8 protein-coding genes are annotated in these 6,202 nt (G+C 73.1%); 6 read left to right on the top strand and 2 right to left on the bottom strand.

Annotated elements, in window-relative coordinates:
- Positions 1-230: 230 nt before the first annotated feature.
- On the top strand, positions 231-917 hold the full coding sequence (locus HW577_RS18635) for an ATP-binding cassette domain-containing protein (protein WP_198377644.1): 687 nt from the start codon (positions 231-233) through the stop codon (positions 915-917).
- 418 nt (positions 918-1,335) lie between these two features.
- On the opposite strand, the gene HW577_RS18630 is transcribed toward HW577_RS18635, so the two are convergent.
- Positions 1,336-2,535, bottom strand: coding sequence for a hypothetical protein (locus tag HW577_RS18630; RefSeq protein WP_198377643.1), 1,200 nt, complete (start codon positions 2,533-2,535; stop codon positions 1,336-1,338).
- A 240-nt stretch (positions 2,536-2,775) separates the two neighbouring features.
- Between HW577_RS18630 and HW577_RS18625 the strand changes: the two genes are divergently transcribed.
- Together HW577_RS18625 and HW577_RS18620 are read left to right on the top strand one after the other, a co-directional pair.
- Positions 2,776-3,018 carry a phage baseplate assembly protein V gene (locus HW577_RS18625; protein ID WP_198377642.1) on the top strand — a complete coding sequence of 81 codons (243 nt, stop codon included), beginning with the start codon at positions 2,776-2,778 and terminating at the stop codon, positions 3,016-3,018.
- Positions 3,019-3,076: 58 nt separating this feature from the next.
- A complete protein-coding gene (locus HW577_RS18620) occupies positions 3,077-3,436 on the top strand; it encodes a hypothetical protein (protein WP_198377641.1) in 360 nt (119 codons plus the stop codon).
- Positions 3,437-3,565: 129 nt separating this feature from the next.
- On the opposite strand, the gene HW577_RS18615 is transcribed toward HW577_RS18620, so the two are convergent.
- On the bottom strand, positions 3,566-4,261 hold the full coding sequence (locus HW577_RS18615; protein WP_198377640.1) for a class I SAM-dependent methyltransferase: 696 nt from the start codon (positions 4,259-4,261) through the stop codon (positions 3,566-3,568).
- Between the two features lie 78 nt (positions 4,262-4,339).
- Here HW577_RS18615 and gloB point away from each other — a divergent pair, with 78 nt between their 5' ends.
- The 3 genes from gloB to HW577_RS18600 are packed head-to-tail and all read left to right on the top strand — an operon-like array spanning position 4,340 to position 6,154.
- Positions 4,340-5,059, top strand: a complete 720-nt coding sequence (gene gloB / locus HW577_RS18610; protein WP_332837761.1) for a hydroxyacylglutathione hydrolase — start codon at positions 4,340-4,342, stop codon at positions 5,057-5,059.
- Between the two features lie 28 nt (positions 5,060-5,087).
- Positions 5,088-5,687 (top strand): glutathione S-transferase family protein, encoded by a 600-nt coding sequence (locus HW577_RS18605; RefSeq protein ID WP_198377638.1) that lies wholly within the window; start codon positions 5,088-5,090, stop codon positions 5,685-5,687.
- On the top strand, positions 5,687-6,154 hold the full coding sequence (locus HW577_RS18600; protein ID WP_198377637.1) for a cupin domain-containing protein: 468 nt from the start codon (positions 5,687-5,689) through the stop codon (positions 6,152-6,154). Before HW577_RS18605 ends, HW577_RS18600 begins: the two co-directional genes overlap by 1 nt.
- Positions 6,155-6,202: the final 48 nt, after the last annotated feature.

The raw sequence follows: 6,202 nt of genomic DNA, 5'->3' as shown, positions 1-6,202 counted from the left end.
CCCGGAGAGGGGCGCCGCCCCTCTCCGGACCTCTCCCCGCCAAGGGCCGAAAGGCCCTTGGAACCCGATACATGGGCGGTTGGAGGGAGAGGCATGGCGCGCGCGCCGGACTCGAAGGTCGCGCGGCGCCCCTCCCTGCATCGGCCCATCTCATGGTGTCCAGAGGCCTTTCGGCCTCTGGCGGGAGGGGTTCCGGGGAGGGCAGCGCCCTCCCCGGGGACGCGTCGCCCATGACCGACCCGATCCGCATCGCCGGCCTGACCTACGCCTATGGCGAGGGCGAGTTGCGCCGTCCCGTGCTGCGCGACGTCGCGCTCACCGTGCATGCGGGGGAGGTGGTGTTGCTGACCGGTCCCTCGGGCTCCGGCAAGACGACGCTGCTGACGCTGATCGGTGCCCTGCGCGCGATGCAGGAGGGATCCTGCCAGGTGCTGGGGCGGGAATTGCTGGGTGCGACCGAGCGCGACCGCGTCCGGCTGCGCCGGTCGATCGGCTTCATCTTCCAGAACCACAACCTGCTGGGCTTCCTGACGGCGCGGCAGAATGTCGCGATGGCGCTCGAGATCGATGCCGCGCTGCCCGAGCGCGAGCGCCTTGACCGCGCGGGGCAGATGCTGCGCGCGGTGGGTCTCGCCGGGCATGAGGACAAGGTCCCGGCGAAGCTCTCGGGCGGTCAGCGCCAGCGCGTGGCGATCGCGCGCGCGCTGGTCGCGGGGCCTGGGCTGGTGCTGGCGGACGAACCCACCGCCGCGCTCGACAAGGTCTCGGGCGGGGAGGTCGCGCATCTGCTGCGCGACATGGCGAAGTCCCGCGGCACGCCGATCCTGATGGTCACGCACGACCCGCGCATCCTCGACATCGCCGACCGCGTGGTGGCGATGGAGGATGGCCGGATCGTGGAGCCCGCGGCGGCCTGAGGGGCCCGCGGGCACGATGGAATGGCAAGCGGCCGGCCGAGGCCGTCAAGCCTACCTTCTGGCGGTGTCCGTGAAGACGGCGGATCGAGGCGCTGCCTCGATCCGGGAGCGCGAATGCGCGACCGCGCCCAACCCGTCAGCCGCGCCGGGCACGCCCGTTGGCGGCGCGAAGGCAAGGCGGCCGTATGGCCGCCGCCCGCCGCTTGAGGCCAAGCAAATGAATGGACCCGGCAGCGAAGACCTCGGATCGAGGCGCTGCCTCGATCCGGGAGCGCGAATGCGCGACCGCGCCCAACCCGTCAGCCGCGCCGGGCACGCCCGTTGGCGGCGCGAAGGCAAGGCGGCCGTATGGCCGCCGCCCGCCGTTTGAGGGCACGAAAAAGCGGATATCGGCGGTCGAAGCATTCGACCGCCGATATCACTCGCTGCTGGTCACCGCCGGCGCCAGCGCCGTCACCTTGCAGGCCGGGTGGGACGGGTTGCGGAAGCGCAGTTCCCCATCCGCCGCCGCGTCGGGCGGGGCCATGCCGAACATCTCCATGCGCGACGCGCAGGCGGCGGCGACCACGCGCCGGCCGGCGGGCTCGGTCAGGAAGCGGCGCACCGCGCCTTCCAGTTCCAGCGTCTCGCGCAGCATGCGCCATTCGGAGCGTTCGAGGTCGTCCACGAAGACCGAGAGGATGCCGGGCACGCTGCCCGTCAGGCGCGATTCGGCGGCGAGCCGCATCCGCGCCGTGACGGCCTGCGCCACCGCGTTCTCCCGCCCCGCGCGGGCGGCCATGACGAAGACGCTGCCGCCGGCCGGGTCGGCCGTGACGGCGAGATGCGCCTCGGGTCCGAACTGCTCGCGCAGCCGCTGCGGCAGGCCGGCGCCGGCCTGCGCGCCGGCGACCATCAGCGGATCGAGCTTCAGCACGGCGTCGGCGCTCGCATCCTGGCGCTTCTCCTCGGCCAGCAGCGCCATGATGCGCGCTTCCAGCGCCGCCGCCTTGTCCGGCCCGTCGAGGCCCTCGGGCAGCGTCATCTTCAGCAGGTAGCGGCCCGGATGGGCGGCGAGCCAAGTCTGCAGTTCCGGGTTCACGCGATCGACCAGCGCGCACCAGTCGCCGCGATGCACCGGCCGGCCTTCCTCGGCCGAGACCGTCTCGCAGACGACTTCCGCCGTCACGCCGTCCCGCGCCAGGCGCAGGTCGTAGGGCGCTTCCTCGGCGAGGCCCGCGAAGGTCACGTCGAAGCCGCGGGCGCGATGCAGGGCGGCGGTGCGCAGCAGGTGGAACAGCGGGATCAGCGTCGCCTCGCCGGTGAGGCCTTCCAGCAGCAGGGCGCGCAGCCGGGCGCGCGGCGCCTCGGGCAGGGTGCGGGCGAGCCGCACCGCTTCCTGCGCGAAGGCCAGCACGCGGCGTTCCGGCGTGCCGAGCTTCGCGGCGGCCTTCGGGTCGGCCGCGCGGGCCAGGACGAATTCCAGCGCGTGGCGTTGCTGTGCGGCGCGGCCCGAGAGTGGCCCCGATTGCGCCCGCCGTGTCAGGTCGGCCAGTCGCGACGCCCAGGCGCGGCCACCCACGAGGCGCACGAAGGCGGCGGGGACGGAAGCATCGGCACGGGGGTCGGCGAACGGCATGGCGCACCCTTCGGATGGGCTTCCCCGCATCGCGAGGCAGCCTGGCGGCCGCGCGCGGTGGCGCACGGCGACGGCGTATCTGTATGCCTTAGCCCACCCCCCGTCGCGCGGCGCAGCGTCCAGCATCCGCAACGGGCCCGGTCTTGATGCCGGTCAACGCCTAGGTAGCCCCTTGCCGGGGGGTCGCGTCAAGCGCGCGAGGGTCTATTGTGGCGATAGGCCCGCGAACGGAGGCACGCCATGGCGAACAGATACTACGGCCTTTATCGCGGCACATGCGTGGACAATCTCGATCCGCAGGCCATGGGCCGCGTCATGGTCCAGGTGCCCAGCGTGCTGGGGGACGAGACCTTCTGGGCCATGCCCTGCCGGCCGCTCGGCGTCCCGGCCGGCGCGCCGCCGCCGGTGGGCGGCCATGTCTGGATCATGTTTGAGAATGGCGACCCGTCCATGCCGGTCGCGATGGGGACCTATCCGGGCTGAACCGCCGCATCGCCCTGCCGGAAAGGGTGCGGCAACCTTTCCGGCGCAGGCTGGCGCCATGCGCCGGTTCCTCCTCGCCTTCCTGATCTTCGCGCTGCCCGCGGCCGCGCAGAGCCCGCCCGTCTGTTCCCCGGCGCGGGAAGGCCAGGTCGCTTGCATGGCGGGCAAGCTGTGCGAATGCCGCTTCGAACGCGGCGGGCAGATGACCGGCCGGCCGGATCGCTTCGCCTGGGACTGCGGCGTCATGCGGCCGATGTGCCCGCCCGACCCGACCATCGCGCCCGCCCCCGGCATGCCCCCGATCGGCGGCGTGGTCATTGAGCCGCAATGGCGCGGCCAGGCAACGCCGCAGCCCTATCCGCAGCCGTATCCGCAGCCCTATCCGCCCCCGCAGCGCCCCCTGGTGCCGGGTCGCTGAACGCCGGCGCGCGATGGCCCGCGCAGCAAGGTTCGAAGGCCGGGCGAGGGGGTCTCGTGCGGGCGGCCGCGCGCCGGACGGAAGGGCGAAGGCCGACCGCGCACGGCGTCATTCTCCGTGCGGCTGGCATCAGGCATCCGCCAGCACCTGCCGCGCCACCGCCACGCGGCCCGCGGGCATGCCGGCGAACAGGTCCTTCTCAGCCTCCACGATCGCGAGGCCCGCGTAGCGCGCCGGCCAGATCGCCCGGCCGGATCGCTCCCACGCCGCGCCGGCGCGCAGGAAGGGCGCGAAGGGCGGCACGTACAGCGCCGAATCGCGCCGCTCCACGCGGAACAGATGCCGTTCCAGCAGCCGCGTCACCTGCCCCGGGGAATAGGGCTGGCCATGGCCGAAGGGCGTGTGCTCGGCATGCGCCCAGAGTCCCCTCCGGTTCGGCGTGACCACCAGCAGCCGCCCGTCATCCTTCAGCACGCGCCAGACCTCCCGCAGCAGGCGCCGCGCGTTCTCCGCCATCTCCAGCCCGTGCACGAGCAGGATCCGGTCGAAGCAGAGGTCCGGGAAGGGCAGGCTGTCTTCCTCCGCCGCCAGCGCGCCGGGAGAATTCCGCGGCGGCGGGCCGAGATGCGCGGGCGTCAGCGCGACGCAGCGCGCCGCCCCGTTCCGCCACAAGTCGAGATAGGGCGCCGCATGCCCGATGCCGAGGACGGCGAGGCCCGGCAGCGACGGCCAGGTCGCGCGCAGCCGCTCGGCAACGAGCCGCGCCGCCAGCAGCCCGTCGCCGGTCGCATAGAATTTAGTCAGCCCGTGGACCTCGACGCCCATGCGGAGGATATAGGGGAGGCGCGGGCCTGTTGGGATGCCCGATCACCGCCGCCCAGGGAGACGCTTACAAATATGCCGATGACAGTGACGCCTATTCCGTGCCTGTCCGACAACTACGCCTGGCTGCTGCGTTCGCCCGATGGTCGCCTCGCGGTCTGCGACCCGGGGGAGGCCGCGCCCGTCCTCGCCGCGGTCCAGGCCGCCGGCGCGCCGCTCGAGACAATCCTGCTCACCCACCACCATGGCGACCATGTCGCCGGCGTCGCCGAGATCGTGGCCGCGACCGGCGCGAAGGTGATCGGGGCCGCCGCGGACGCCGCGCGGCTTCCTCCGCTCGACATGGCGGTGAAGCCGGGCGACGCCTTCGAGGTCTGCGGCCTGCCCGTCCGCGTGCTGGCGAGCGACGGCCACACGCGCGGCCATATCGCCTTCCACCTGACCGACTGCGGCATCCTGCTATGCGGCGACACGCTCTTTTCCCTCGGCTGCGGCCGCCTGCTGGAAGGCACGGCCGAGGAGATGTTCGCGAGCCTGCAGGCGATCGCCGCCCTGCCGCCGGAGACGCTGGTCTGCTGCGGCCACGAATACAGCGAGAGCAATGCCCGCTTCGCCCTGACGGTCGAGCCGAACAATCCGACGCTGGCCGCGCACGCCGCCCGCATCGCCGAGCTGCGCGCCAAGGGCAAGCCGACCGTGCCGACGACGCTGGAGGAGGAACTCGCCGCCAACCCCTTCCTCCGCGCCAAGGACGTGGCGACCCTGGCGCGGATCCGCGCGGCGAAGGACACTTTCCGTTGACGTCCGAGTCCCGGAGGAGAACGACCAGATGAAGCTGCACTATTCCGCCGCCAGCCCCTATGTCCGCAAGGTGATGGCCTGCGCCATCGCCCGCGGCCTGGAGACGCGGATCGAGAAGGTCACCACCAACCCGCACACCAGCCCCGCGGACCTGCTGTCGTCCAACCCGCTGTCGAAGGTGCCGGCGCTGGTCGCCGACGACGGCACGTCGATCTTCGACAGCCCGGTGATCTGCGAATACCTCGACACGCTGGGCGACGCGCCCGCGCTGTTCCCGCCCGTGGGCAGCGCGGCGCGGCTCAAGGCGCTGGTGCGCCAGGCGGCCGCCGACGGCATCCTCGATTCCGCGGTGGGTCGCCGCGGCATGGCGCAGCTGCCGCAGGACGATGGCCGCAAGGCGTATGACGCGCGGCAGAAGGGCGCGGTGGATCGCGCGCTCGCGATGCTGGAGAAGGACCCGCCGTCGGGCCTTGGCGACATCGGCGCGCTCAGCGTCGCCTGCGCCCTCGGCTACCTCGATTTCCGCTTCCCGCACGAGCCGTGGCGGGACGCGCATCCCAAGCTCGCCGCCTGGTTCGCCGAGGTGTCGAAGCTCCGCCCGATCGCCGAGACCGTGCCGGTCGGCTGATGCTGCCCGACCTGCGCGACCCGTCCGTGACGGCCGCGCAGGTCGTCTCCGCCCTCGATCTCCGGCCGCATCCCGAAGGCGGCCATTACCGGGAGGTCTGGCGCGACGCGCCGGCGGATGGGTCGCGCGGGGCGGGGACCGCGATCTACTTCCTGCTCGCGGCCGATGAGTTCAGCCACTGGCACCGCGTGGACGCGGCGGAATGCTGGCACTGGTACGCCGGTGGGCCGCTCGCGCTGTCGATGTCGCGGGATGGGCACGATGCGCAGGCCGTGCATCTCGGCCCGGACCTGTCGCGCCACCAGCACCCCTTCGCCGTCGTGCCCAAGGGCTGGTGGCAGAGCGCAGTCTCGCTCGGCCGCTGGACGCTGGTGGGCTGCACCGTCAGCCCCGCCTTCGACTTCGCGGGGTTCGAACTGGCGGCGCCCGACTGGCGCCCGGCGCCGCGCGCGCCCCAGGGTCGCTGATGCCGGCCGCGCCCTCGGCGGGCTCACTCCCGGCCGTGCGGGCGGCCC

It is taken from the genome of Neoroseomonas rubea (assembly GCF_016106015.1).
Taxonomy (GTDB): Bacteria; Pseudomonadota; Alphaproteobacteria; order Acetobacterales; family Acetobacteraceae; genus Neoroseomonas; species Neoroseomonas rubea.
The sequence above is the reverse complement of the archived record's forward strand: the minus strand, read 5'-3'. Positions and strand labels throughout refer to the sequence as shown.

Bases quoted from the DNA above. Each gene is read 5' to 3' on its own strand.
- HW577_RS18635 (WP_198377644.1), top strand. From the start codon at position 231: ATGACCGACCCGATCCGCATCGCCGGCCTGACCTACGCCTATGGCGAG.
- HW577_RS18630 (WP_198377643.1), bottom strand. From the start codon at position 2,535: ATGCCGTTCGCCGACCCCCGTGCCGATGCTTCCGTCCCCGCCGCCTTC.
- HW577_RS18625 (WP_198377642.1), top strand. From the start codon at position 2,776: ATGGCGAACAGATACTACGGCCTTTATCGCGGCACATGCGTGGACAAT.
- HW577_RS18620 (WP_198377641.1), top strand. From the start codon at position 3,077: ATGCGCCGGTTCCTCCTCGCCTTCCTGATCTTCGCGCTGCCCGCGGCC.
- HW577_RS18615 (WP_198377640.1), bottom strand. From the start codon at position 4,261: ATGGGCGTCGAGGTCCACGGGCTGACTAAATTCTATGCGACCGGCGAC.
- gloB (WP_332837761.1), top strand. From the start codon at position 4,340: ATGACAGTGACGCCTATTCCGTGCCTGTCCGACAACTACGCCTGGCTG.
- HW577_RS18605 (WP_198377638.1), top strand. From the start codon at position 5,088: ATGAAGCTGCACTATTCCGCCGCCAGCCCCTATGTCCGCAAGGTGATG.
- HW577_RS18600 (WP_198377637.1), top strand. From the start codon at position 5,687: ATGCTGCCCGACCTGCGCGACCCGTCCGTGACGGCCGCGCAGGTCGTC.